Annotated in this window: 23 protein-coding genes and 1 tRNA gene; 9 read left to right on the forward strand and 15 right to left on the reverse strand. The window is 40.7% G+C overall.

What is annotated here, in order from left to right; genetic code table 11:
- Positions 1 to 5 precede the first annotated feature (5 nt).
- From D0S24_RS10540 to D0S24_RS10550, 3 genes are read right to left on the reverse strand one after another with little or no spacing between them, the layout of a single operon-like run.
- The gene (locus D0S24_RS10540) at positions 6 to 2,411 is read right to left on the reverse strand and encodes a TraG family conjugative transposon ATPase (RefSeq protein WP_117019822.1); all 2,406 of its coding nucleotides are present in this window, start codon (positions 2,409 to 2,411) and stop codon (positions 6 to 8) included.
- On the reverse strand, positions 2,404 to 2,682 hold the full coding sequence (locus D0S24_RS10545; protein WP_117019823.1) for a hypothetical protein: 279 nt from the start codon (positions 2,680 to 2,682) through the stop codon (positions 2,404 to 2,406). Before D0S24_RS10545 ends, D0S24_RS10540 begins: the two co-directional genes overlap by 8 nt.
- Positions 2,682 to 2,969, reverse strand: coding sequence for a hypothetical protein (locus D0S24_RS10550; RefSeq protein ID WP_117019824.1), 288 nt, complete (start codon positions 2,967 to 2,969; stop codon positions 2,682 to 2,684). The genes D0S24_RS10545 and D0S24_RS10550 overlap by 1 nt, the downstream gene beginning before the upstream one ends.
- Before the next feature lie 184 nt (positions 2,970 to 3,153).
- Here D0S24_RS10550 and D0S24_RS10555 point away from each other — a divergent pair, with 184 nt between their 5' ends.
- Complete coding sequence (locus D0S24_RS10555) at positions 3,154 to 3,825, forward strand: N-acetylmuramoyl-L-alanine amidase (protein WP_251795766.1); 672 nt, start codon at positions 3,154 to 3,156, stop codon at positions 3,823 to 3,825.
- A gap of 101 nt (positions 3,826 to 3,926) precedes the next feature.
- Here the strand turns inward: D0S24_RS10555 and D0S24_RS10560 are convergent, their stop codons facing one another.
- The 8 genes from D0S24_RS10560 to D0S24_RS10595 form a co-directional block, all read right to left on the reverse strand.
- Positions 3,927 to 5,054, reverse strand: coding sequence for a hypothetical protein (locus tag D0S24_RS10560; RefSeq protein WP_117019825.1), 1,128 nt, complete (start codon positions 5,052 to 5,054; stop codon positions 3,927 to 3,929).
- Between the two features lie 2 nt (positions 5,055 to 5,056).
- Positions 5,057 to 5,719 (reverse strand): ATPase, encoded by a 663-nt coding sequence (locus D0S24_RS10565; RefSeq protein WP_117019826.1) that lies wholly within the window; start codon positions 5,717 to 5,719, stop codon positions 5,057 to 5,059.
- Entirely contained in the window at positions 5,703 to 6,338 is a 636-nt protein-coding gene (locus D0S24_RS10570; RefSeq protein WP_309545096.1) for a hypothetical protein, read from the reverse strand. Before D0S24_RS10570 ends, D0S24_RS10565 begins: the two co-directional genes overlap by 17 nt.
- Before the next feature lie 32 nt (positions 6,339 to 6,370).
- Positions 6,371 to 6,661, reverse strand: coding sequence for a helix-turn-helix domain-containing protein (locus D0S24_RS10575; protein WP_117019893.1), 291 nt, complete (start codon positions 6,659 to 6,661; stop codon positions 6,371 to 6,373).
- A gap of 235 nt (positions 6,662 to 6,896) precedes the next feature.
- Positions 6,897 to 7,712: an RteC domain-containing protein gene (locus tag D0S24_RS10580; RefSeq protein ID WP_117019828.1), complete on the reverse strand. Its 816-nt coding sequence runs from the start codon at positions 7,710 to 7,712 to the stop codon at positions 6,897 to 6,899.
- A 202-nt stretch (positions 7,713 to 7,914) separates the two neighbouring features.
- The gene (locus D0S24_RS10585) at positions 7,915 to 9,522 is read right to left on the reverse strand and encodes a helix-turn-helix domain-containing protein (protein ID WP_181938069.1); all 1,608 of its coding nucleotides are present in this window, start codon (positions 9,520 to 9,522) and stop codon (positions 7,915 to 7,917) included.
- A 533-nt stretch (positions 9,523 to 10,055) separates the two neighbouring features.
- Positions 10,056 to 10,129: transfer RNA gene (locus D0S24_RS10590), tRNA-Ala, on the reverse strand.
- A 72-nt stretch (positions 10,130 to 10,201) separates the two neighbouring features.
- Entirely contained in the window at positions 10,202 to 10,999 is a 798-nt protein-coding gene (locus tag D0S24_RS10595) for a universal stress protein (protein WP_117019830.1), read from the reverse strand.
- A gap of 158 nt (positions 11,000 to 11,157) precedes the next feature.
- Between D0S24_RS10595 and D0S24_RS10600 the strand changes: the two genes are divergently transcribed.
- The 4 genes from D0S24_RS10600 (at position 11,158) to D0S24_RS10615 (ending at position 14,408) form a co-directional block, all read left to right on the forward strand.
- On the forward strand, positions 11,158 to 11,658 hold the full coding sequence (locus D0S24_RS10600; protein ID WP_117019831.1) for a GNAT family N-acetyltransferase: 501 nt from the start codon (positions 11,158 to 11,160) through the stop codon (positions 11,656 to 11,658).
- Positions 11,659 to 11,671: 13 nt separating this feature from the next.
- Positions 11,672 to 13,006 carry an MATE family efflux transporter gene (locus D0S24_RS10605; RefSeq protein WP_117019832.1) on the forward strand — a complete coding sequence of 445 codons (1,335 nt, stop codon included), beginning with the start codon at positions 11,672 to 11,674 and terminating at the stop codon, positions 13,004 to 13,006.
- Positions 13,007 to 13,157: 151 nt separating this feature from the next.
- A complete protein-coding gene (locus D0S24_RS10610) occupies positions 13,158 to 13,928 on the forward strand; it encodes an enoyl-CoA hydratase/isomerase family protein (RefSeq protein ID WP_117019833.1) in 771 nt (256 codons plus the stop codon).
- A 3-nt stretch (positions 13,929 to 13,931) separates the two neighbouring features.
- A complete protein-coding gene (locus D0S24_RS10615) occupies positions 13,932 to 14,408 on the forward strand; it encodes a DUF4199 domain-containing protein (protein ID WP_117019834.1) in 477 nt (158 codons plus the stop codon).
- A 158-nt stretch (positions 14,409 to 14,566) separates the two neighbouring features.
- On the opposite strand, the gene D0S24_RS10620 is transcribed toward D0S24_RS10615, so the two are convergent.
- Positions 14,567 to 15,211: a 2OG-Fe(II) oxygenase gene (locus D0S24_RS10620; protein WP_117019835.1), complete on the reverse strand. Its 645-nt coding sequence runs from the start codon at positions 15,209 to 15,211 to the stop codon at positions 14,567 to 14,569.
- Positions 15,212 to 15,574: 363 nt separating this feature from the next.
- Here D0S24_RS10620 and D0S24_RS10625 point away from each other — a divergent pair, with 363 nt between their 5' ends.
- The 3 genes from D0S24_RS10625 (at position 15,575) to D0S24_RS10635 (ending at position 18,114) form a co-directional block, all read left to right on the forward strand.
- Positions 15,575 to 16,783 carry a PHP domain-containing protein gene (locus D0S24_RS10625; protein WP_117019836.1) on the forward strand — a complete coding sequence of 403 codons (1,209 nt, stop codon included), beginning with the start codon at positions 15,575 to 15,577 and terminating at the stop codon, positions 16,781 to 16,783.
- 93 nt (positions 16,784 to 16,876) lie between these two features.
- Positions 16,877 to 17,326 carry a 6-carboxytetrahydropterin synthase gene (locus D0S24_RS10630; protein WP_117019837.1) on the forward strand — a complete coding sequence of 150 codons (450 nt, stop codon included), beginning with the start codon at positions 16,877 to 16,879 and terminating at the stop codon, positions 17,324 to 17,326.
- Positions 17,327 to 17,346: 20 nt separating this feature from the next.
- Complete coding sequence (locus D0S24_RS10635; protein WP_117019894.1) at positions 17,347 to 18,114, forward strand: UDP-2,3-diacylglucosamine diphosphatase; 768 nt, start codon at positions 17,347 to 17,349, stop codon at positions 18,112 to 18,114.
- Positions 18,115 to 18,747: 633 nt separating this feature from the next.
- Here the strand turns inward: D0S24_RS10635 and recJ are convergent.
- The 3 genes from recJ to D0S24_RS10655 are packed head-to-tail and all read right to left on the reverse strand — an operon-like array spanning position 18,748 to position 22,824.
- Positions 18,748 to 20,466, reverse strand: a complete 1,719-nt coding sequence (recJ, locus tag D0S24_RS10645) for a single-stranded-DNA-specific exonuclease RecJ (protein WP_117019839.1) — start codon at positions 20,464 to 20,466, stop codon at positions 18,748 to 18,750.
- Between the two features lie 5 nt (positions 20,467 to 20,471).
- A complete protein-coding gene (locus D0S24_RS10650; RefSeq protein WP_117019840.1) occupies positions 20,472 to 22,382 on the reverse strand; it encodes a peptide-N-glycosidase F-related protein in 1,911 nt (636 codons plus the stop codon).
- Positions 22,383 to 22,401: 19 nt separating this feature from the next.
- A complete protein-coding gene (locus D0S24_RS10655; protein WP_117019841.1) occupies positions 22,402 to 22,824 on the reverse strand; it encodes an OsmC family protein in 423 nt (140 codons plus the stop codon).
- Positions 22,825 to 22,881: 57 nt separating this feature from the next.
- Between D0S24_RS10655 and D0S24_RS21080 the strand changes: the two genes are divergently transcribed.
- Complete coding sequence (locus D0S24_RS21080) at positions 22,882 to 23,034, forward strand: hypothetical protein (RefSeq protein ID WP_181938070.1); 153 nt, start codon at positions 22,882 to 22,884, stop codon at positions 23,032 to 23,034.
- Positions 23,035 to 23,208 lie beyond the last annotated feature (174 nt).

Below are 23,208 nucleotides of genomic sequence, written 5' to 3' on the forward strand. Positions count from 1 at the left end.
TCATTTTATGGTGTTTTAGATGTGAATTCTTTAATGGCTTGTTCCATATTCTGGGTCCTTTCGTAAATGGCCATTATGGCTTCGTTTTCTTGTCCATCGGTTAGATAGGCGGCATAGACCTCCTTTGGGACTTCGAGCCGAAAAATGTTGCTTTCCTTTCCTATTTTGATGAACATTTCGGTGTACTTCCTTTGTCCGGAAAGATTGTTCTTGATCGATTTTAATTGGTTCAGGTCATGGCTGGAAAGGTTAAGCCTTTTGACCAGTTCATCATAGCCTTTCTCATTGTTCAGGCTATAAATGACCTGTGTGTTTTCCAGAATACTTGCGGAAGTAGAATTGTTGGGCAGTTGATTAATGGATTGCAAAATAATCCCAATTGCACCGTTCTGTTTACGGATAGCTTGGTAATAGAATTCAACACTTTCCAGTACGTTTTCAAACTTGAGTTGTTTGGCAAACTCATCGAATAGGATGATTCCTTTTTCAGCTCTATTTTTCCAAATAGTCCTTTGGATCGCCGACTTGATCAGCTTCAACATTACGGACAGGATTTCCTTATTATCCTTTACTTCATCCAGTTCAAAAACTATCAATCTTTTGTCCTCGATCTTATAGGTTTGGTCTTCGCTGACCTCAAAAAGAAAGCTATATAGACCATCGCCGACGTACTCGGACATTACGTGCAGGAAGCTTGTAACATTGAAGTAGTCGGGATGGATTTTAAGGGTATTGAGAAGGTCTTCCCGATTCCTTTCGATAAAGTTATAGAAGCCTTCCAATGAATGATTTTCCACAGTGCTATCGTAATAATGCCGTAGTATTTTCTTGATGGAAACCGATTGTGCCTTGGTTACTTTCAGATCTGAAGCGAACAATTCAAAAAGGAACACGGACAGATCTTCAAGACGTTCCGGTGTCAGGTCATTTTGGTTACTGATATAAAATGGATTGATGCCCAGATTCTTTCCGCTCTCGTAGCGAAGCACCGTGTATTTTTCGGGATAGAGTTTTGCGAATTTGGTATACGAGCCCCCCAAATCTATAATGACCAGACGAACGCCACTTTCAAAATATTGACGCAGGATGTTATTGGCCAAAAAGGATTTTCCCTCGCCTGTGGGCGCGAAAATGGCAAAGTTCCTTGCCTTTATTCGTTTCTTTCGTTCGTCCCAAACATCCTTTAGAACTGGAATATTATGTTCCCTGTCATTAAAGATGATCCCGGTAGTATCAGATTTATAATTGGTGTTGTTTATAAACAAACACAGTGCGTGTTTCAAATCGGTAACGTACAGATCGTTGTTCGAGAAATTGGAAGAGAAGCAGCAGTAACTGTTCAATATATAATTTTTGCGTTCTTCACCACGGGGATAGTAGGGGATAATATCCAGTTCCTTGAATTCGGTCTTTATCATTGACGTTATTTTGTCGAGCTCTTTGGATTCTTTGGCCCAATAGACAATATTGAGGTGACCGCGGATAATCCGCGCATTATCATCGGCATTGATTTGGTCAAGAATGTGCTGGATCTTTCCAAGAACCACTTTGTTCTGTGAACCAAAATTCGAACTCTTTTTCAGTTCCTCAATTTTCTTATCGAGCAGCTTGCGCCACTTTTGTTTGTCATCCAAATACAGGATTTGGTTGACGATATGGTTTTCATTTAGCGTAAGCCCTAGGCCATCAATAAACCCTTGATGAAACACAAAATCATCAGAAGTGAATTTTTCATTGGTCTTGCTGCTCTGTACGCTTTCGCCAAAGCACAGTTCACTATTGATGGCCAGGGCATCAAAATGGTTTTCACCAATATTGACGCTTTTCTTATCCAGTAAAATATCGGTATCAAAGCCTTCGTTGAAGCCGTTGAAAAAGGTCTCTGTGAGGCTGACAATTTCATTTTCATTCAATGTTCTGAGAGATACTTTCCGGCTATTGTTTATAAAGGAAACCGAGTCGCTTACGGAGTTGACGAAGCTTTTAATGTTGCCATCCAGTTCCTGTACAATTCCATTTGAAACTTTTCTGAAGGGATTGACGTATTTTGGGTTGTTGAGTGCTTTGTTTTTGGTCAATATGAAGAACAAATAGCAACGATGTTCAATATGTCCACGTCCCTTAAAATACTCGTGTGTGGCCTTTTCCAAAAAAGTTGAATTCGGAAGTTGCTCCGAGGAATAGGATTTTTTGAGGTAGACATCCTGTTTGTGAACTACAGTCCCAACGGGCAAAGATTTTAAGGCCTGAAACCAGGCACCATGCATATCCTCAAAATCCTTTTCGGACAAGGAGTAGATTTCCGGTAGATTTCCTTCATAGCATAGGACTACATTGCCATTATTGGCAAAAACGATATGGTCCTGAATATCTACAATTGGCCGATATGCCGAAAGATTGAACTTATTCATAATCGAGGCCGGAATTTCGTTTGTTACTTATAATTCTTGGGAAGACCTTCCCCGTCTGAAATAGTTGTGGATTGTTGGTAATTCGGGTCAATACCACGTAGAGCGCAGCATTAAAAATCATTATGCCTATAATCATCCCGAAGCTGAACGAGAAGATGATGACCATCAATGACGCAAGTATGGACATCATCATTAGGGCAAAAAGTGAAATGGGCAGTCCAAAAATGACCGCCTGTTTTCTGATGTTCTTATATACTTCGAACTGCTTCACTATACCACGATTGAAATTAGATAGGTAAATATGCCCACTACCGCACCGGCGATAAGGACAAATACAAGAACTCTAGTAATTCCCTTTTTTAGATCTGCGTTTTCGCCAAAGAAGTGTCCTGCATTGAAAAGGAAACCGATAAGGAAGATGACGCCTAAAATTATTGGAAAGATGGTCCTGATGGTGTCCGAAACATCGTTTACAGAATCCTCGATACCACCGATCTGTGCAAAAGTGGGCATTGCCATAAGCAGCATTCCCATTAACATAAAAAGTGATTTTTTCATAACTGTTCGTTTTTGGTTATTAAATCCCTATGCCTGTTTACTTTGCCGTCCGAGTTGGACGTGATATATAAATTTTGTGAAATCTATTGAGAAAAGAAGCTTAGAGAAGGAAATCTCTAAACTTTAACTCGAAATCTTGTTAAACTTTGGAAGATTCCTAAGGAAAGGAGAAAAACGTTGCAAATTGTTCAAAAATAAAAGTGTGATGACCATTCAAAGTCGATTTTTTATAGGGTTGATCGTGGCAGGTATTTTATGGAGCCCAAGAGCATTATTTTCCCAATTCAAAGAAAGTTCCAAAAAGGTAGTGGTCATAGACCCGGGTCATGGAGGAACGGATTCCGGTGCTACGGGAACCAATGGCATTATTGAAAAGAATGTCGTGCTGAAAGTTGCCAAGGAAATGGTGCGATATAACCAAAATCTCTTTGATAATGCCCTTGAAATATACCTGAGCAGATATACGGATACCTTGATTTCTTTGGGTGAAAGGACAAAATTGGCAAAAAGGCTGAATGCCGATATATTTATTTCCCTGCATTGCAATCATTCGGAAAACCCTAATGCAAAGGGTATTGAAGTTTATGTTTCCGATCGAAAGGGGGAACATACCAATGAATCTATTTTATTGGCCTATAACATTCAAAAAGCCAATCAAAAAAATCTAGGCTTTAAAAGCCGTGGCGTAAAGTTTGCCAACTTTCAGGTTCTTAGGGAAGGGTCCCGGCAGATTCCTTCCGTGCTTGTGGAGTTTGGTTTTTTATCCAACTCAGTTGAGGCAGTGCATATGGGCGAGGAAGGAAATATCCGTGCACTTGCGTTGTCGGTTCTTCAAAGTTTAATCCTATCAAAATAATTGTATGGAAGAAATGTTTACTGCCGTAATCCGGAATATTAGAGTATTGCTCCTAACGATAGCCTTGGAACTCAAAGCTGCTATCAATGGCCTTAGAAAACCTAAATCTTGATATCCGCCCATAGCGCAGGATGCCCACTTGCTTCCTGTGACTTTTCCTGGACGGTTGAATACACGGACCACATCGGTTTTTCTAATGGCCATATGGCCATACGATTGAGACCACCTGCCTCGGCATTTTCAAAGAGTTCCGGGGAGAGCAAGAGATAATCTTTCTGCTTAATATTGACCCCCATTCGATATGCCCCAAGACGAAAGTAACTAGCATCATTTCCCTTATCAATATCAACGTTGAACGATGGGTGTTTGGTAATATCCCTAAGATCGGTACCTCGGAGTAGGGGGGAGAGGCAGTCACTGTAAGGGACGTTATTCAGGGTCCCAGCAATGGAAATATTGGTTTTACCATCTTCTTGCAAACCCTTATAAACCTCTGCTACTTTCATAGCCTGTGCCTTTCGTATACGGTCGGTTTTATCGATATCTGCCGTGCGCTCCTGAAAATACGCGGAAATAAGATGGCATATAGTACCGGACGGGGTCTTGACCTCATACTCCAATAGGTCTTTTTTAAAGGGTGGATTTCCATTTTCATCTTGATCGTAGATATGGCTTCTAATAGATTGCAATCTATATCCGTTCTTGGTCATTATGGCCATTTCCAGCCCACGTTTATCGGTCCCCTGCACCACGAAAATCTCGTCAAAAGGACAACAACCCATCTCGGGGAGGAACTCCTGGTTAAACTCTTCCAAGGACGCCCTGTCCTCAATTTCCTGTAACAGTAAAATATCGGGATCGATATCCGCTATCACCCTTGCCTTATTTTTTACGGCCAATGTTTTGATAGGGACGGTCCTGAGGGAGACCCAACCGTTCCAATCGTTAATCTCATTGGCGGCCAGCTCCTTGGAGTAATTTTTGCCCTTTAGAAAAAGATAGCCGGCCCTGCGGCGCATTACCGCATAAGGTTGGTGATATGTTTTGTCGAACCCGAGCAAAAAGCTAAGTTCTTGGATACGCTCGGCATTTGATCCGTGCCGATCGTTTTTCTTAAGAAGGCCATCGAGTTCATTGACCCAGTCGGACATACATTTGCCGAATGTTCTTTCCGAATTGGTCCGGTCCCGATGGAAAAGGTTTTGGATATTAAATGTGGCCAGTTTCATAATTACTTGCGTTTGTCGTTAGTATTCTTATCAAATGCGATCAGGTTAAAAATATCCCGCATCCGGCTGCGGACACGGTTGCCGTAAAGCTCTTCCAGTTCCTCGGCGTTAAGGTTTGTGGTGGCGTGGGTCTTGACCTTCCCCTTGGTCTGAAGAAACAGTTCATATCGGGATAATAGCACTTCGCCCATCACGTTGCAGTCCCTGCCATAGTAGCGGCCGATCGGCTCTATCCCCAGATCATCGAAGCAGTAGGATCTACCGTTCCCAAACTCTTCGATGGTCTTATAGCCCAAATGGTTGAAACTGAATGTAATATTCCTTGAGGGAATCACTTGGTAAGGGCGTTGCTTCGGTACAAGATGGCGGATCAACTTCATTAGGCTTGTCTTGCCACAGCCCACTGGACCGGTAAGAAGAACACCTTTTGTGGGGTCGATATTCTCTTTATTGCAAAAGTCCTTGTCATTGATGAAGTAATTGCACAGTTTGAATACGATGTCCCTATCCCGGTCAAAAATCTGGAATTGCTTGCCAAAGAGCAGTTTTCCTTTGGCGTTCAAGTAAATCAAGATCTTGTCGAAATCATAGAGCACTTCTTTCCCGTCGAACACACCAAGGGTATATTCCGTACCATCTTCGATAATTTTAGAGGGGTTGTCCATAGTCCTTGTCTTTAGTGATTTTTAAGTTGTCCCGTTTTTGGGACGGTCCGTGCAGCGTTTTTTCTTTATTTATTTCTTCGCCCTTTAACATCCAGTTCTTGGCCGTAGAATGCCAATCCAGTATCGGTATTTTTCCACCAACTTTCCACCCGATAGAAGTGTAATGATTGAAGAATTTTTTTGCTTCATTAGCGGGCCATTTCTCTTTTTTAAAAAAATCCAAAACCTCATTTTCATTTTTGGGTAGCTTATGTTTATTAATGTTTTTATTTTGTTTATTAATGTTTATATTAGGTACTAATGCTTGTCCCTCTACTTGGCCACTACCTGAACCTATAGTTGCCCCAGTGCTAGTATCATCAGTTATACCGAATTTGAGCATGTGTACCCGGCTTCCTTTGTACGGATTGTGCGAGGGCAAATACCTGAGATATTTCCAATAGTCCAATTCTTTTAGACAGCGATGATAAGTGCTCTTTGAACCAACTTTTGCAATACGCATCACTTCCTCCCGGTTGACATAAAAAGATTCTGTAAAACGGTTGATGTTCCACAGTTGGAAAAGAGCGATATAGATACTGATATGTGTGGGATTGAGCCTAGAATCCTTCGTAAACAATTCAAAAACAGAATTTAGATGTCTTATGTAATTCATCTCTTTGTCTTAAAGGGTTTCACGGTATTCTCCTTAAGAACTTTTTCGATTTCCCCTGCTTCATAAAAAATAAGTCCCCCAATTTTGATAAATGGAAGGGTTCCGTTAACCCGGAGGCCGTGAAGGGTGGTCATACTTATTTGGAGCATATCCATAACCTGGGTGCTCCTGAGCCATTCCTTCTTTGTCATTTTAGAATGTTTTTCGTTCAACAATTCCTTGATCTCGTCGAGAAGTTCCAGTTTAAATTCCCGCAGATCGTCCGTAGTGATAATAGCTGTTGGCATATCCATTGATTTAATACAGAACCTACTTAATTGTAGTTGTCTGTGGTTCGGATACAAAGTTGAAAAGGAGTTTTGGAATAAATTGCCAAGTCATAGCCAGTTGACATAACTGATTATTGCATTAAATATGAACAAATTGGCAGGAAAACACCTCGCATCCGGACGAAATTTGGTATAATTTGAGTGATTTCGTCAAGAAATGTTAAACAGTCAATTGACTATGACCTGACATTTTTTATTCGTCCAGATTGGCCATCCAATTCTGCAAGGAAATTTTAAGTTTATCCATAAATTTGGTGGGGTGAGAACGGTTTCTGATTCGGATTGCTGTATGGTGATAATCCCCTAGATCTGTACCCGTTACCTGCTCCAACAATTGAATTATAGATTTCAGACTGGCATTGCCGTGATTAACGGCACCACTATAAAACAGGGCAAAGCCAAGTTCCGTAAGGGCAATCTTGGACCCGGTCCAGTTAATGTTGGGAAAAGGTATTTTTGGAAAGGGCATGGAAATACTCAATTTTTGTTGAAGAAATTGCAGGAAACCTTGATATCCAACTATATTGGCAATCAATCCATCATGGGAAGTACAAAATTCGGAATCAAAACTATGGTCATGACGACCTGGATAGGTAAATAGTCCCCTGTTCTTTCTTAGGAAAAATTGAGAATCGAATGTTTTACTTTGCAGTTCAAGGTATAGGACCATATCCTTATGGCTGGAGAGAAAGGCAGTGACTTCCTCTATTTTTTTATTGACAATATCATCATTCCCGGCATAGGGGATATTAGGGAAATCCAATTCAAAAGAAAGCTGATGAGTATATTGAAGAAGAAGACCAAAAAGGTAGGGTTTATCCTTTTTAAAAAACTGAATTTCAGATGCTTCGTCAGGGAAGCCTTTGGAAACTACAGCTATGCGATATTCCTCCAAAATATGTTGGCAATGAGAAATAACCTTATCGTATGATACTATCGTACTTAAGAATGATCGTTCTATATGGTGCAATTCAGATTCAATTTCTTCCTGGGATCGTAGCCAATCCATTGTCCTATTCTTTTAAATCCCTAATGAATCGTTTTAGCCAATCATCAAAGAATCCATTAATAATGCTCTATTAAATATCATTAGAAAAATAAAGAAATAAAAATGGTATGGAAGGTCATTTATAAATTCAATGTGGCATTTATAAATTAAAGGCGAATAATGGGGAATTTAACAGCGGGATACGGTCATCGTTACTGATCGGTTATTGCTGGGTGTTCTTTCTGATCTTTAATTCCTTTAATAAATTGGAAGGATATACCCCGGTCTTCTGGTGGAATGCTTTTGAAAAAGACTCCCCAGTTTTGAAGCCAAAGGTTTCCGCCAATCCCTGATAGTTGTATTTCAAAAGTTCTGGGTCTTTTGAAAGCATCTCAATCGCTGTGGTAATTTTCAGATCTTTTATATATTTCGGGAAACTCATCTGTTTGTAATGATTTATAATAATTGACAAATAAGAGGTATTGGTATCCATTTCTTGAGCTAATTGGGCCATATCAAGATCTTTTCTCAAATATAGGTCCGAATTCTCGAACGCTTCCAATTTCATCAAGAGTTCATTCCGTATCTCTTCAGGAACTGATTCAGGATGTGTGCCTACTTTTCGGGAGGAAGATCTAATGGGTTTAATACCATCCATCAGTTCTTTCACTTTTTTTTTCGTCTTCCGTACCCTGATATAGAAGTAGATGCCTATCAGGGCAACAAACCCAGCCATTGCCCCCAAAATGATAATCCAGGTGGATTTAACCTTCAGCTGTTCCTCTGCTTTCTTTTTTTGAAGTTTGAGATAGGGAATATCATAGGCCATCGTGGCCTGCATAAAAACTCCTTTATGATCTTTGGTCATTAAACTATCAAAAAAGATAAGTTTTTCGATAGACTCAATTTCCAGCTGCTGTTCATCTTGTAGACCATAGTGCCTAATTAATTGCTGGTATACATCCTTAATCTCATCAAACGGCTTTTTTGTGACTTCCACAATGGAATCAATTTGTTGAAAAAAGGTAATGGCTATGGGATGATCTCCTGAGTTTTGTGCCATCTTCCCTAAATAATACAATTTCATGGCCTTGCTATTCCCTTCCAATTGGTTCGTATATTTTATAAGGGTATCCTTTGCCTTTTGATAATTTCCTTCATAATAATCCAACTGGGCCCCCACTAAAACGAAATCACGATATTCCAAGGTATCGTTTACAGAGATAGCCTTATGAACACCCGACTCTAAATAGTACCGCGCAGAGTCCAATTGAGATAACCTTAGATGGGCCAAGGAAAGGTTGTACATCAAGAGCATATAATCCCTATATTGACTATTTTCATAATCCTCCTCTTTTTCCAATAATTTTAATGATCTAATGTAAATATCGGCAGCTGCATGTGGTTGTCCATTGATATTTCTTATTGCTGCTATGGCCATGGAACAGGTGAGTTGGTCCTCATAATTCTTTTTTTCCACGGCTAGATCATAGGCAGTTAGATAGTTGTGCATAGATGTTTCATAATCGCCTATGTCATAATAAATTATTGCCTTTAGAATATAGCCAAAGGTGGGATATTTGGAATGGTCACTATCCATCGTCGCTAAAATTATAGAGTCAGAATAGGTAATCGCCAAATCTGATTCCTCTATGATTGTGCGGTAGTAATATCCGCTTGCCATTTCCAAGGGGTTGTCCTCACTCTTTGCTTTCTGAATGTGGATATCAGTTAAGATACGAAGTCTCTCAAGTTCATTATTTTCGTAGGCTTCATCTTCCAATTCCATAATTTCATCATAGGTCGGATTCAAGATTTTAATTTCCTTCATGGAAGTGAGTTCCTGGGCAAAGCAGTTTTGTATAGGAAAATATATCAAAACAAGGAAGAATAAAAGATTAGAAAGAAGACATGAAACTATGAATTCAATTTGATTGGATTGGTGGTAATTTAGAGATTTTGCAGTACCAAACATTTTCTTTATTTCAGTTATACTTCCCTAAATTAATCCAAAATCTATAATGAAATTCTAGCATGTCAAGGCCATTTATAAATGAAGGGATGTTGATCCTGAGTAATTTACGCAATTCTAAAATGTAAAGCAGAGGATGTCGACCAAGGCATTGGATATATAACCAAACTGAGAAACAACCATATCAAAATCGATTTAAGTTTAGGATATTCAAGTCTATTCTTTTTAAAAATCTAAGAAGTGCAAATTGAATGATATCAAACAATATCAAATGGAGTATGAAATAGTTAAAGTTCTGTTAAAAAGAAAAAGTGAGCCTAAAGTGAGCCTTTTTTCAATTTTAGGGAAAATAAAAAAGCTCCCAATCTCTTGGAAGCCCTATGTTTGTTAAGTGGAGAATACCGGAGTCGAACCGGTGACCTCTTGCCTGCCAGGCAAGCGCTCTAGCCAGCTGAGCTAATCCCCCAAATTTGGCTGCCGCAAAGAAAATACTTTTTCCAACATAATCAAAGTACAATTTCAGCTAATTCCAAATTTCTTAGTCTTTCTTTACACTTAAGACCAAAACAGGTACCGGGGCATAAAATTCGGATTTAAGAATAGTGTTCCTTTCCCATAATTTTTTAAAGAACCCTCTTTTTCTCCTAAAAACACATAACAGATCGGGATGTTTGGCTTCAAAATGCTGCAAAACCCCCAAATAGGTGGATGGATTTTCAGATTGGGTAAGTTCGGAGCTCAAGCCCATTAGGGACATGTTTATTTTAAGATCCTCCTTGGTGTAGCCCGGTGTCTTTACAAATAACAGGCTTACCTTGGAATCAAACTTTTCCTTAACTTCAATCAAAGGGTTTAAAATGCTCTTCTGCTTTAATACCCCGGATTTAAAGGCGGTCAAGATGGTTTTGAAGGGTTTGAAAACGGTCCCTTTGGGCACGATTAGGGTAGGGATATCGGTTTGTTTTACAATTTTTCCCGAAGTATTTCCTAAATAATATTCTTCCTGTATGTCATTACTTCTGGGCGCCAAAATAATTAAATCTATCCCTAGGTCCCTATCAATATCCTTAAGGCCATCAACAATATCACCGTTATAGGTGGCTATCTTAATATTAATATTCCTTGCATCTACCTTTTCAATGACCCCTTTTATATGCTCTTTGGTAAGTTCGTCCAGTTTTTCCCGGATATTGGCCAGACTGCTTGCACTGGCACTAACACTAAATACCTCCATTACATAAACGTTGGAGTCAAATTCGGTAGCAAAATCTACCGCATATTGTAATGTTTCATGGGCATTCTCAGAAGTTCCAATAGGAACAAGGATATTTTGCATAAGTTCAGTATTAATTGTTTTTAACGCCCATACTTTTTTGTTGGTCAGACATGGCGTAGTTAAACCTCCTGGTTATTAACAAATAATGGGATTGTTCCCTTTTAAATAATTCAATTGTTTATGAATAGCATAAATTTACAAATTAAATTCAACCGTACATGATTAGATTGGCAAAGATATCGGAAATTCCGGAAATTCTTAGTATTACAAGGGCCTGTGCTAAAAGTATGATAGACCAGGGAATCTTTCAATGGAACGAGCACTATCCTTCAGAAGAAGCCTTTAGAAAGGATATTGGCCGGAAGGAACTTTATGTTTTGGAGGAAAATGACCAACTAATCGGGACCATTGTATTGTCCACACTAATGGATGAAGAATATTTTCCCATTAGTTGGTCAATGCCCAATAACAACAATATGTATATTCACCGTTTGGCAATACATCCCCAAGAACAAAACAAGGGCTATGCCAAAGTTTTAATGGATTTTGCAGAGAATCATGCCCGTAAGGGCCGATTTGTTTCCGTTAGGCTGGATACCTTCAGCAAAAATGCCCGTAATAATAAATTTTATCAGGCACGCGGTTACCGGGCAGTTGGGGATATATACTTCCCCAAACAAAGTGAATTTCCCTTCCATTGTTATGAGCTAATTTTATAAAATATTCCTTTTTTTGAAGCACCCAATTAATTTTAAGACCATTAATAATCTGGCCATTCCCGCCACTATTGCGGGCATAGCCGAACCCCTGCTGTCCATAACCGATACGGCCATAGTGGGGAATATTCCCCAAGACGGGATGGAATCCTTGGCAGCGGCAGGCATAGTGGGATCATTTTTATCCATGTTGATTTGGATATTGGGCCAGACACGTAGCGCCATTTCCGCTATTATTTCGCAATATTTGGGTGCGGGGCGGTTGGATGGGGTCAAAACGCTCCCTGCACAGGCCATTTATCTTAACATTTTGCTGAGTATTGTGATTCTCCTCTCCACCGTTTTTGTCGTAGAGGAAATATTTGTTTTGCTAAACGCCTCCGGCAAAATTTTGGAGCTATGTATTTCTTATTATTCCATAAGGGTCTGGGGTTTCCCCCTAACCCTGTTCGTATTTGCCGTTATGGGCATATTTAGGGGTTTGCAGAATACCTATTATCCTATGTTGATCGCCATCACCGGGGCTGTATTGAATATAGTACTGGACCTTGTTCTGGTATATGGCTTGGAAGGGCTAATTTCCCCAATGTATTTGGAAGGGGCGGCCTGGGCCAGTCTAATTGCCCAGGGTATTATGGCTTTAATGGCTTTTGTTCTACTGATTACAAAAACAAATATCAGACTTTCCCTAACATTCCCCCTGCACCGGGAATTGGGCAGGTTGGTGGTCATGAGCCTAAACCTTTTTGTAAGGGCACTGGCCTTAAATATAGCCTTAATTTTGGCGGTTAGGGAGGCAACTGCCCTAGGGGACAAATATATTGGGGCACATACCATAGCAATTAATCTTTGGCTTTTTTCTGCCTTTTTTATTGATGGCTATGGGGCCGCAGGGAATATAATGGGCGGTAAGCTTTTGGGTGCCAAGAATTACAACGGACTTTGGGATTTGTCCAAAAAAATAATGTTGTACGGTTTTGTGATCAGTGTGATACTTGCTGCCGCTGGTTTCCTGTTCTATAAGCCTATTGGACGTATATTTTCCAATGATCCAACCGTATTGCAGGCCTTCTATTCCATATTCTTTATTTTAATTCTAGGAATTCCAATGAACATGGTCGCCTTTGTTTTCGACGGACTTTTTAAAGGCCTAGGGGAAATGAAATACCTTAGGAATGTGCTATTGGCCGCCACTTTTCTCGGTTTTGTCCCTATGCTTTTCCTTGGTAAGTTCCTAGGGTGGGGCCTTTATGGAATTTGGATCGCCTTTACGCTTTGGATGTTTATTAGGGGCGGGGCCTTGGTATGGAAATTTAGGCGAAAGTTTCGTCCGCTTCTCCAAAACGTGTAAATTTGAATTAATACCATAAATTTTAAATTTTCCCAATAGCAATAAGCTGAGGTTGAATCGGAACTGATCCTAAGAGGATCCCCCCCAATTTTAGGCCATTCATATAAGAAGGGGGAACAATTGGGAAATAATAACAACAAACGATAACAAAATGGGCACTACCCGATCAAATGGAAGTTTATACACCAATATTGTAAATGGTATTGCCACCATAGAATTTGGACATCCTGCCGGCAATTCATTTGTATTGGAACTACTGGAGAGGCTTACAAAGACCTTGGGGGAATTATCCAATAATGAAGCCGTATCGGTAATCATATTAAAATCCGAAGGGGATAGGACATTCTGCGCCGGAGCCTCTTTGGATGAGTTGTTGGAAGTGGACAATATTTCCGAGGGTAAAATATTCTTCAGTGGCTTTGCCCATCTTATCAATGCCATGCGGAACTGTAAAAAGCTCATTGTGGGCAGGGTGCAGGGCAAGGCCGTAGGGGGAGGGGTAGGCATTATCGCGGCATGCGATTATGTATTTGCCTTGGAGGCGGCTTCCATACGGTTGTCGGAACTTAGCATAGGCATCGCCCCCTTGGTGATCGCCCCGGCGGTACAGCGAAAAATTGGTGTAGCCGCCCTTTCGGAACTGTCGCTTTCCCCCAATGAATGGAAAAGTGCTTATTGGGCACAGGAGAAGGGTTTGTTTTCAAAGGTCTTCGGTAAACAGGAAGAAATGGACAAGGAACTGGAAATTTTCACGGAAAAATTGGCCCAATACAATCCAGAGGCTATGGAAGAATGGAAAAAAGTGCTTTGGGAAGGGACTGGAAATTGGGATACTTTATTGACCAACCGGGCAGAAATAACCGGCCGTTTGGCCATTTCCGAAGAAACCAAGAAGGCATTGGAAAAATTCAAAAACAACTAAATTATGGGAAAGTTCCGTATCGAAATTAAATGGGCCATTATTTTTGCATTGGCCACTCTGCTCTGGATGGTCTTTGAGAAATCTATGGGCTGGCACGATGTACTCATTGAAAAGCACGCCATATATACCAATTTTTTCGCCCTCATTGCTATTGCAGTCTACGTATTGGCCCTGTTGGACAAACGAAAAGTAGATTACAATGGAAAAATGAGTTGGAAACAGGGATTTATCAGCGGTATTATTTTAAGTGTGATCATTGCCGTAATAAGTCCAATTACCCAATACATTACCAGTACTTTAATTACGCCAGAATATTTTACGAATGTTATTAATTTTGTGGTGGATTCGGGGAAAATGGATCGGGAAGCTGCGGAGAGCTATTTTAATTTAAAAAGCTATATACTTCAAAGTCTTTTTGGAGCACTGACTATGGGAATCGTTACTTCGGCGATCGTGGCGTTTTTTGTGAAGAAGCAATAACCGGCCCTGTTCGGCGTTTTATTTTTTTAAACTTTTCTAATGGATATTTTATCATTTTTGAACGGGAACTTTGTTTTCCCCCTATTGGCCTTGGTGCTATTGGTAGTTTATTTCGTAAATCGAATTAAAAACAATAGAAAATATAAGCGATAAGTCGGTTATCTGGTCTTTAACCACCCGGTGATGCTCAGCCGTTCCCGATGGGCAGGTTTCACCTCGTGTTCCAATTCCTGACTTTCAAAGATAACTACCCTTCCCGGAAAGGGGGCAATATGCTTTGCCTCTTCCCCGTTTTCCGTGGGCAGGTAAAGTACCAATTCCCCCCCATCTTTTTCTGGGATCCAGTCCGGTTCATTTAGATAGCAGACCATGGAGAGTTTACGTCTGTCGTCATTCTGAAAGGTATCCAAATGTCTTTTGTAAAAAGTGCCTTCAGGATAGATGGCATAGTGAAATTCCTTGAACAGGATTCCCATAAAGCAGGTCTGGTTCAGATAATGGGCCAATTCATTAATTTTCAAAAAGAATTGCTGCTCCAGCACGTCCTTACTACGTTCATCCATCCACAGTATAAAATCGCCCCGGATCGCCGTTATGATAAATTCGTTGAGACGATTCCCAATGGCCGCTTTTTTAAACCGCTCCCCTTCATATTTGGCCAATAGGGAATTACGCAATTGGGCCACCTCTTCCGGAGAAAAGAAATGGTCCACAATACTGTATTTCTGTGTCAGGATGTCCTCTATCACTTTTTCAAAAAGGGGATTCTCCTTAAACTCCAGTTGTTCAAATAGTTCTGCCAATCTTCTACCGTTTTAAAAATCGGACAAAAATAGATGAAAATGCAATTGGTTTTACATATTGTACTATATGGTGTTCCTTAGTTATTTCGAAGCACGTGTTATTTAATTGTAATCTTTTGTTATTGATCTTAGTACATGACAAAATTTAATTCCGCAAGATTTTTCTCAATTTTTGACCCCGACCCTAAAGGGAGAAATCGAAGAAAATCAGGCTCCCTTTAGGGTTGGGGAAAAACGGATTTTCAGAGAAACCTTATTAAGACGATTTTTGTCATGTACTAAAATTATTGATTTTTAGTGTATTGCTTTATTTCTAATACATTTTTATTAACTTTTGCATTAATTAACCAAACAAACCTAGAAATGAAATATTCTTTGTCCCCTATTTTGTTGATTTTGCCCTTTCTAATCGGGAGCTGCGGAGATAGTACTAAAAATGCTGAAGAAGCTGTTGCCAAAAAGTGGTACAAAGGGAATTTACATACCCATTCCTTCTGGAGCGATGGGGACGAGTTCCCTGAAACTATCTTGGATTGGTACAAGTCCAACGATTACCAATTTATTGCCCTATCGGACCATAATACCATTTCTATGGAGGAAAAATGGATACAGGTAAGGGAAGATTCCATTTATCAAAACAGTTTCAAGAGCTATTTGGAAACCTATGGGGAGGATTGGGTAAATTATAAAACGGATTCCGGAAAGGTGCATGTAAAATTAAAGACGTATACCGAGTATAGGGACCTTTTTGAAAAGCCTGGAGAATTTTTGGTGGTCCATTCGGAGGAAATAACGGACAGGTACGAGGACAAACATGTTCATATGAACGCTACAAATATTCAGGAAAAGATAGAACCCCAAGGAGGCAATAGTATCTCCGAGGTAATGCAAAACAATTTGGATGCGGTACTTAAGCAGCGGAAAGAAACCGGGATTCCTATTATGCCGCATATAAACCATCCCAACTTTTATTACAGTATTAGCCTTCAAGATATGATTTCCTTGAAGGGAGAACGCTTTTTTGAAGTGTACAATGGCCATCCCACGGTGCACAATATGGGCGATTCCACCCATATTTCTACAGAGGAAATGTGGGATCAGATCAATATTTCCTATATAGCGGCCAAAAAGCCCCTTATGTACGGATTGGCCACCGATGATTCGCACAATTACCATAAAATGGGCAATAAATGGAGCAATTCCGGGAGGGGTTGGGTCATGGTGCAGTCAGATACCTTATCAGCTCCCGCTTTGATAGAGGCCATGGAAAAGGGCGATTTTTATTCCTCCACCGGGGTTAGCCTTAAAAACTTGGATTATGATAAAAAGAATGTAAAGGTGGAAGTGGAACCGGAAGCCGGGGTAAACTATACCATTACTTTTTTGGGCTGCCTTAAGGGGGAAACAGAGGTAAAGGAGTTGAAAGTTGTTGAAGGTACTACTGCCGATTTCGAAATAAAGGACGATATATTGTTTGTAAGGAGTAAGATAACATCTTCAAAACTTCAGGAAAACCCAATAGAGGACATCAAATATGAATCTGCATGGACCCAGCCCCTTCTAAATGATTAGGGCCTGTTAACACTAAACACTCAAAGCGCCTTTTGGGTCTATTTTCCGCCTAGTTTCGCAGAATAATTTACCTTTGCAGTCCAAATAGATGATATGGGCAATATTCGTATTACCAAACAGTTCAATTTTGAAACCGGACATGCCTTGTTCGGTTATGATGGTAAATGTAGAAACGTACATGGCCACAGTTACAAACTTTCGGTAACCGTAATTGGACGGCCTATTACCGATACCTCTCACGTAAAATTGGGAATGGTCATAGATTTTGGGGATTTGAAGCGGATCGTAAAGGAAGAGATTGTGGATCAGTTTGACCATGCCACGGTCTTTAATAAAAATACCCCACATGTGGAATTGGCGCAGGAACTCATGGATAGGGGACACAATGTAATACTGGCCAACTACCAACCGACCAGTGAAAATATGGTGTTGGATTTTGCCGATAAAATTAAGGCCAGGTTGCCAAAAAATATCAGCCTACATTCTTTAAAGCTACAGGAAACCGACACCTCTTTTGCGGAATGGTATGCTTCTGATAATTAAATTGGCCCTGCATGAAAGCTATAGACGTTCCCACGGGCAAAAAAATATACTTCTCCAGTGACAATCATTTGGGGGCCCCTACCAGGGACCTCAGTGTTCCAAGGGAAAAAAAGTTTGTGGCCTGGTTGGATACCGTTAAGGTAGATGCTGCCGCTATTTTTCTCCTTGGGGATCTTTTCGATTTTTGGTTCGAATATAGAACGGTAGTCCCCAAGGGTTTTACCCGTACTTTGGGGAAGTTGGCCGAAATTTCCGATTCGGGCATTCCTATTTACTACTTTGTGGGCAACCATGACCTATGGATGAACGGCTATTTTGAAGAGGAGCTGAACATTCCCGTATTTCACGGCCCCCAACCCTTTCTTTTAAACGGGATGTCCTTTTTAATTGGACATGGAGATGGGCTGGGCCCGGGGGACAAAGGGTACAAACGCATGAAAAAAGTGTTCACCAATCCGCTATCCAAATGGCTTTATAATTGGTTGCATCCCGATTTTGGGGTTAAACTGGCACAATATCTTTCCGTAAAGAACAAATTAATTTCCGGGGAAGGGGATATTGAATTCCTTGGGGAGGAGAACGAATGGTTGGTGCAATATTGTAAGCGAAAACTGGAGCAGCAGCACTATGATTATTTTGTTTTTGGACATCGGCACCTACCTTTGGAAATCCCTTTAAATGAAAATTCCACCTACCTGAACACAGGGGATTGGATCTCCTATTTTACCTATGGCGAGTTTGATGGATCTTCCCTGTCCCTAAAAAAATATGGGTCTTCCCCAATCTGAAATACAGCAAATTTGGCAGATTATCCGGAAGGATAATCATAATACGGTTGATTGTGCCTTTGTTTATGGATAATGACTAATTGTTGTGTTTATAAAAAATTGAAATAATTTGAACAAACGCTCTCTTTAATGTTTCGTTTAAATTATTGGAAATTATATAACAAAAATAATGGTGGTATTATTCTTTCATTTTACGCAATTGGTTTTATAGACCCAACATCGGGCCTTGCAGGCAATTTTAAAAAGGGTTATGATAACGGCCAAAGGGTGACGGAACAAAGGAACGGCCTATTTTCAATTTCGTATTAAATCAAGTGGTTTCCACATTGGGCAATGGAAGGCGTCCAAAGAGCATTTCACCCAAGTGAAAGCGGTCTGGACGGTGCGGCCGTGGAAAGTGCGTGGATTTAAAGAAATTTAAAATCAGCCTAGCGTTTTTTGGTTCGTTTTTTGGGCGATGCAAAAAATGAACAGAACACGAATTAGAATATAAAATTCTATCTTATTCCAATTCACACACAACTTTTGCGATTGATCCTTGTTTATGTTAAAAGTGATATAATTCTTACTGCAATTTGTAGCTGTAGCCTGTTAAAGTTATTATTCAATGATGCCTATAGGTTATCGAGATATTTAAAATTGATAACTATCATGCTCTTTAAGGTCCTTTAACTTCATTTGAAGGGCTATTTTACCCTGCCATTCGTTTTCATCCAGTGTAAAAACGGCACTAAGGGTTTTACCCAATACCGTGGGCAGATCCTTGCCAAGGTTAAACCCAATAGCATCAATGGCCAACCTCTTGGAGCCATTATTTTTGTCAAAAAGTTTACATTTTAGATGTTTGCCATCTTGGCCAACTACTTTTGCGTATCCGGTATCACAAAGATTTTCGGCCATGAAAATGGGGGTCATATTTCCTGGGCCAAAAGGGGCAAACTGTTTAATGATCCGCATTAACTTTGGAGTAATTTGATCCGGGCCAATTATGGCATCTACCATGATTTCCGGGGACATCAAATGTGGATCCATACTATTGGCAACTACTTCCTCAAATTTGGATTTAAAGGCCCCGTAATTTTCCTCAAGTAGGGTAAGTCCGGCGGCATACATATGGCCGCCAAATTGTTCAATGGTATCCGAACACTCTTCCAAGGCCTCGTACACGTCAAAGCCTTTAATGGACCTGGCGGAGGCTGCCAATTTATTGCCGCTCTTTGTAAAGACCAAAGTGGGCCTGTAATAGGTTTCAATGAGACGGGAGGCTACAATTCCGATAACCCCCTTATGCCAAGATTCATTATATACTACCGAGGTAAAACTTTGCTCTTCCTTGTTTTCTTGGATCTGAAGTAGCGCCTCCTGGGCAATGATCTGGTCCAGATTCCTTCGGTCCGTATTGTATTTCTCTATTTCGGCGGCAAAAAATTCGGCCCGTTCCAGATCGGTTTCCTTTAGTAGATTAACGGCGTGTTGTCCGTGCTCCATTCTCCCCGCTGCATTAATGCGTGGAGCAATTATAAAAACCACATCGGTAATGGTAAGCAGCTGTTTTTTTATCTGTTGGATAATGGCCTTGAAACCAGCTCTTGGGTTTTGGTTGATGACTTGAAGCCCCCAATAGGCCAGAATCCTATTTTCCCCCGTTATGGGTACTATATCCGCTGCTATGGCCGTAGCCACCAAATCCAAATATGGAACCAAATCCGCTATGGTTTCCCCTTTTTTGCTCCCCAATGCCTGGATCAATTTAAACCCTACCCCACAGCCACATAGTTCGTCATAGGGATAGGAACAATCCGCTCTTTTGGGGTCCAAAACGGCCACTGCGTTGGGCAGTGCATTTCCGGGTCTATGGTGATCACATATAACAAAATCGATACCTTTCTCCTTGGCATAATCTACCTTTTCAATGGCCTTTACCCCACAATCCAAGGCAATTATTAGGGAAAAGCCGTTATCCTCGGCGAAATCTATGCCCTGATAGGAAACCCCATAGCCTTCGTTGTAACGGTCCGGGATATAGGTGGCCACGTTGGGGTAGCTGTTTTCCAAATAGGAGGAAACCAAGGCAACCGCCGTAGTGCCGTCCACGTCGTAGTCCCCAAAAATCAATATATTTTCCTGGCTTGCAATAGCCTTTTCTATACGTTCCACGGCCTTGTCCATATCCTTCATTAAAAAGGGATCGTGCAGGTCCGACAGCTGTGGCCGAAAAAACCTCTTGGCATCCTCATAATTGGCAATGCCCCGTTGCAATAATAGTTGTGCAACCAAATCTTCCACCTTCAATGCAGCTGCCAGGGCATCTATTTGTGATTGTTCGGGTTTTGGTTTAATGGTCCAACGCATGCCAATTACTCCTTTAGCCTAATTCTATTTTTAAATACCTCATTGCCGTCTATAACCACTTTGAGATAGTAGCGCATTTTGGGCAAATAGGAAAGGTCATAAGTTAAAATACCCTTTTTGAGATTTAAATAGGTATGGGTTTCCACTATTTTCGTCTCATCTTCTTGCTGGGTAATAATGACCTTCACCTCTTTTTCTTGGTTCGCAAAATAATCCAGCGTTACCGGGCCCTGGGTTCTGGCCGGGAACATGTTTATGGACGGTTCGTTGTCCAAATGATACGCAAGCCCGGGTGTTACCCTAAAGTTATAAATAATATGGCTCCCAAAATCGGAATTAAAATGTTTTATGGCCTGTCCCAAGGTATCCAAAAGTTTAACGCTACCACTGCCATCTTTTGACTTGAACCAAAACTCAAGTCCGTCCCCTCCCGTATCCTGTACCTTAAAGGTATAATGGCCCTCTTTAAGTGTAAGGGTATCCATATAGGTGGTATTGGGCTTAAGATCTACACTGTCTCTTTTAAATATGGGCTCTCCGTAACTATTGGTAACGGAATATTCGTTTTGACCAGGCTTGTTATTGGTCTTAAAATAAATAATGGTCCACTCCGGCAGGACATTTGGTCTGGTGTAGATAGAACTTTTTATGTTATCTCCCTCAAATCCATCCCTTTTGCCGTTCGGCCTTTTTAATTCTACAAAAAAACGGGCAGATTCCTTATCGTTAAATATCTCTTCGGGTAAAGTTAACAAGGCGGTTTCCCCAAACGGGATGTCTCCTTTCCAACTAAATTTTTTGGGCTTTTGTCCTTCTATAAAATAATTGATTCCCAAGGATTTTAAATTGTTCTTGCCATTATTCTTTATGCGGATAACCGGCAGGGCTCCGGATTCATTTTTTCTACTGTGTATTTTTTCTTCGGAAGGGGATATGATATCCACTAAAGTAACGTCATTTTGGGAGTGTACCTTACCGTATTCCAATACATAGGCCACTAGAAGTTCCTTCGCACTGGGCTTTTCCGTTTCATAGGGCTCCATGTTGAGGTCAATGGTATACTCTTGTCCCGCACTTATGTCAAAACCCACTTCATCCGCTTGCAGTAAATAACCGGGGCACCAATTGGCACGGTCAAAGATCCAGGTCCCTGCCTGCGGATATAAGGGGTTATCCCCACATTCCATCCACAATTGCTTTTTGTCGATAAGCTTGCCATTATAAAGAATTTCGCGGTATTTGTCACAGAATTCCCCACAGCCATTGGCATCCATTCCATGTCCGGTCTGATGGATTTTCACTTTCCCAAAGTTTGTTCGGGTACTGGCCGTTAAAGTCACGGGAGCCAAGTGATTTTCAATGGGATCTGCTTGGTCCCCATAACTATAATTGCCATCGTAAATCTTATGAATGGCCAATTGTTCGGCAACGGGTGTTCCATACGTTATTTCAAAATCCACGGTAACCTTCCATCCACGGGTCTTATTGTCCTCGTAGCCTGTATGGATATAATCTACTTCCAGGCTATCCCTTAGAATGGGACTAAAATCGGTAATGTCCACTTTCCAGTCAAATCGCCAGTCCTCCTGAAATCTTCCCCCATAGGGTGTGAGCATCCTGGCAATTTCATAGTTGACGGTATCATTTTTTTGCCTCACCTTAATGTGATCTACATAGTCCCAATCCGCACAACGCATATTGTCCGGGCATTCAAAAGTAAGATTTAGGAAAATCTGCCGAATCTCTTCGTTCTTGGAAGGAAAAACGGCCCAGCGCTTATAACTGTTTTCCCCTTTGGACGGATCGGTAACAATGGTTTCCTGGTTGTGGGAGATTATATTTTTTGTAACCTGGGCCTCTAAGTGTTGCTGTACAAATATAAGCCCGGCCAATAGAACTAAAAATTTTTGGAACATAGTAAAAGTAGTAGGGGAACTATAAATTATTAAAATAGGTCTTGATCTCCAAGGTTGCGAATTGACGGAACATTTCCATTACCCCGCAGTATTTTTCAATGGAAAGGTCAACGGCCCGTTGCAATTTTTTTTCGTTCAGGTTGGCCCCGGTAAAATGATATTCCACCAATACCTTGTCGTAATACTTGGGGTCTTCCTCGGTCAGGTTGGCAATAGTCTCTATTCGAAACTCCGCTACTTCCAGTTTCATTTTTTTGATAAGTGAGGCAACATCCAGACCGGAACAACCGGCCAAAGCTGTAAGCATAAGCGCTTTTGGCCTATATCCCATGCCTTCCCCCCCATTTTCGGGGGCTACATCTATAATTAAATTGTTTCCTGAAGGATTGTTGCTTTCAAAGGCCATATTACCAAGCCATTTGGTAGTGATTTGATTTGTCATGTAGGTGCATTTTTTATGTTTCTTGTCCAGGTCAAAAATACGCATATTTCAGAAACCATGGAACCAAGAACAATGGTTGTGTTTGCGCAAAGAATATTGTTGATCTATAAAGGCATTAATTTCTTCATAGGACAACTACCGGAATGGGTACAAAGCGCAGAGGAAAGCTTGATTAACTCCATGAAGGCCTATGGATTTTACCAAAAATAAAAAGGCAGAGCTAAGCTCTGCCTTTTTCCCCAAATCTTACCATGAACTTAACCTACTTATGCTATGGTCCCCCAAAGGTATAGCAATATAAGCTGTGGGTAAAAGGTTTTAGATGAATGTCTTTTTAATAAGTTGAAATACTTCTTATCCGATAAACAGTAGGGTATATCGGCT

Origin of the sequence: Arenibacter sp. P308M17 (assembly GCF_003426735.1) — a bacterium.
Classification (GTDB): Bacteria; Bacteroidota; Bacteroidia; order Flavobacteriales; family Flavobacteriaceae; genus Arenibacter.